This window comes from Sphingobacterium sp. T2 (genome assembly GCF_000814685.1).
In the GTDB taxonomy this organism is placed as follows: domain Bacteria; phylum Bacteroidota; class Bacteroidia; order Sphingobacteriales; family Sphingobacteriaceae; genus Sphingobacterium; species Sphingobacterium thermophilum.
In genome coordinates this window covers 1-3,143 of sequence record NZ_JXAC01000064.1, presented here as the reverse complement: position 1 = coordinate 3,143, position 3,143 = coordinate 1, and the positions used below count along the sequence as shown (strand labels likewise).

At 40.3% G+C, this 3,143-nt stretch carries 3 protein-coding genes and 1 pseudogene; all 4 read right to left on the bottom strand.

Annotated features, from left to right (window positions below):
- Positions 1-547: 547 nt before the first annotated feature.
- Positions 548-1,381 (bottom strand): MBL fold metallo-hydrolase, encoded by an 834-nt coding sequence (locus SD31_RS05205; protein WP_039053367.1) that lies wholly within the window; start codon positions 1,379-1,381, stop codon positions 548-550.
- Between the two features lie 18 nt (positions 1,382-1,399).
- Positions 1,400-1,798, bottom strand: a complete 399-nt coding sequence (locus SD31_RS19930; protein WP_052258680.1) for a TonB-dependent receptor — start codon at positions 1,796-1,798, stop codon at positions 1,400-1,402.
- Positions 1,779-2,630 carry a TonB-dependent receptor domain-containing protein gene (locus SD31_RS18495; protein ID WP_410528235.1) on the bottom strand — a complete coding sequence of 284 codons (852 nt, stop codon included), beginning with the start codon at positions 2,628-2,630 and terminating at the stop codon, positions 1,779-1,781. Before SD31_RS18495 ends, SD31_RS19930 begins: the two co-directional genes overlap by 20 nt.
- A pseudogene (locus SD31_RS18490) lies at positions 2,600-3,143 on the bottom strand (hypothetical protein); the annotation flags it as partial. The pseudogene SD31_RS18490 and the gene SD31_RS18495, both read right to left, overlap by 31 nt.

Below are 3,143 nucleotides of genomic sequence, written 5' to 3'. Positions count from 1 at the left end.
TAGCATCTTGCTCGTGATCACCTGTTTTCTTAGCCCATTCCAAAGTGTCATCGTCCAGATAGAGGATGTCCAAACTGTCTGCAGCCCAGCTTTCGTTTCTCAGACGGCTAAGCATACGCCAAGCTACAACCTGTACAGGAGCATATTCGGACCACATGGTCTCAGTTAACACTCTCCAATGTTCAGGTTCTATTTGTTCTCTTTTTCTTATTCTGAGATTTACAGGTTTCATCAAACATAAATGCTATTGTCTGCACTCGGAATATCTACAGGAGGAACTTCATACACACCTAAGTTAGCCGTAGCGTTGCATAATTCGCACTTATTTTGACTTCTCTCTTGCAGTTGTTTTTCTAAGCTCATTTATATATAGTTTGTTTACTTTTCGCAAAAGTTAGCAAAATAAAAGTATATCCTTATTGATGAAGGATAATTTATTAAGATGTCGAAATGTACGCATAGTACTTTTGGAAGATGGTGAATCATCCAATTCTTTTGCATATTGATTATTTTCATAGTAACTATAAAAACCGGTATTTACCGGTTTTTATATGTCTGATAGTTTGAAAATATCTTTCACGCGAATTCCCTTTTCGGTATGTTGGAGAGTACAACATTCGTTTATAGGGTCATGTTCGAAAAATAGGATATATTCTTTTTCTACGGCTTCCCGCCAATATTCTTGTCTTTCCTGCATGGTAACGAGAGGTCTTACGTCATAGCTCATCACGTAAGGAAGAGGTATATGTCCCACAGATGGAAGTAGGTCGGCCATATACAGTATGGTTTTGCCTTTATATTCTATTTGCGGAAGCATCATGGATTCGGTATGTCCATGGGCGTAGCGTACTACGATATCCGTATCGTCAAATTGGTTGCCTTGAACGAAGTTGAGTTGTCCCGACTCTTTTATAGGAAGGATATTTTCCTTGAGGAAGGATGCTTTTTCGCGTGGGTTAGGGTTGGTAGCCCATTCCCAGTGGCTTTCGTTGGACCAATATTTCGCGTTTTTAAATGCGGGGATAAGTTTATCGCCTTCCCGTTTGATTGCTCCTCCACAGTGGTCAAAATGTAGGTGGGTAAGAAATACATCCGTGATATCATCGCGATGGAAGCCGTATTTTGCTAAAGATTTGTCTAGGGTATCATCTCCGTGCGGATGATAGTGTCCAAAAAATTTGGCATCCTGTTTGTCTCCTAATGCAGTATCCACCAAAATAAGACGCTTACCGTCTTCGATAAGTAGGAGGCGGTTTGCCCAAGTACAAAGGTTGTTCTCATCGGCCGGATTTGTTCTTTGCCATAAAGACTTAGGTACCACACCAAACATGGCACCCCCATCCAGTTTAAAAAATCCTGTATCTATAGTATATAAGTTCATAATCCTTTTATTTTTACGTTAAAATGTAAGTTTGGTGCCAATTACGAAACTCCGAGGTGTCGCAGCATTAAAATAACGACCACCAAAAGCATTGATATCATTCCCGAGACTATATTTTTGATCCAGCAGGTTGTCAATCTGCAAATAAAGTTGGTGATTAGATTTAAGTTTTGAAAGTATAAAATTCCAATTTATTTGCAATTGTATTAGGTCGTAAGCTTTCGCAAAGACTGTATTTGCATCATCCAGTGGAATGTCGGATATATGAAAATGATTGATTTTCAAACTTGTAGACTGTGGTAGTTGTAGCTCTAAAGTATTACTCATCGTCCATTTGGGTACGGAAGTAACTGTGTTTCCTTTATAATTATTGGAGCCGTTCACGTAATCGCCAAATTTATAATCGTTGTAGGTCATAGCCGTATGGTATTGAAGTGTTTTGAAGAAAGAAGTTTTTTAAATTCCAAAAAGACCAAAAAGATAGCTCTAAGCCGCGCTGTTTCATATGTCCTGCATTGCCATAATAATCGGCACCATCGGCATTGATATGTCGTACTATACCATTATCCATTCGGTAACTATAGGCAGCAATATCCAAAATTTTGGAGCCGTTGCGAGATTTTATCTTATAGCCGATTTCATAATTTATTCCTGTTTCGGCCTGCAGATCCTTGTTTACAAGGTTGTCAGAAGCTCTCAGCTCTGCAATAGTTGGCGTAGAATACCCTTTGGAAAGTGAAGCACGTAAAGCCGAAAAGTTATTTAGAAGGAAGGAAGAACCAAGGCGAGGCATTAGCTGGTCTTCAAAGTCGATATTGCCTTTGGTCATAACCGAAGCGGGAAAGAGAGTCTGATAATGTATCTTGTTTTTGTTCCATCCCAAAGAACCTTCTATCATCCATTTTGAGGTTAAGTTATACTGTATTCTGCTGAATATATTCATCTGAAAGACATCAAGTTTATCGCTCGCCTGCATATCTCCCGAAACCCCTTGGAGGTTATCATAGTTATCTATACTGTTCCAGCCTTTGTTGGCTTCCATGCCGAACTGTATTTCGTAGGGTTTGTCTTCCCGTTGAAAGGAAAGGTAAGTGCGGAGACCTAAATTTTTCTCTATTCTGTATTCATAATTGGTGATAAAAGGATTTTCAAAGTCGGTATACGAACCGTAGGTGGCAATAAAATGTTTCCACCCATTCGTAAGGTGAAAGGTATTACTTATCCCGCCATAAAGAGTTTTATTGTATATCCCTGCTTTCTGTTCTTGGGCTCCGGGGGTGCTTCCTGCTGCAGGTCGTGCGGCTTTGGGATTGTCGGCATACTGTGCCGCCGTAAGCCTCCGGGAGTGAGGTATCCCAAGTCGGAAAAAAGGACATAAGCATTCAAATGATTGTCCTTATTATATTTCAGCTGGTGTGCTGTCTGGAAAGCCCAGCGCTTCACTGAAGAATTTTCTCTGTAGCCATCATAGTGTGTATATCCCTGTTGTAAAGTGAAGTTATACTTAGGGGTTAGCCGTCTGGAGATACCTACATTTTCCTGCAGAAAACCATACGATCCCAATGATATTCTGGCGTCTGTCGTATTATCGTCCTGTTTAGTGACAATCTGTATTACTCCTCCGGAGTTGGACATGCGAAAATGGAAGCATCGTCTGRCCTTTTGATTCACCCTTCGTACTTCCTGCAAGAAGTAGGGATCCAGTACATTGAGATAAGTATTTCCTCCAGCATCCGTCAAGGCATATCGTTGATATAAATTT

What these genes read in the sequence shown, in the direction of transcription:
- SD31_RS05205 (WP_039053367.1), bottom strand. Translation starts at nt 1,381, where the DNA reads ATGAACTTATATACTATAGATACAGGATTTTTTAAACTGGATGGGGGT.
- SD31_RS19930 (WP_052258680.1), bottom strand. Translation starts at nt 1,798, where the DNA reads ATGACCTACAACGATTATAAATTTGGCGATTACGTGAACGGCTCCAAT.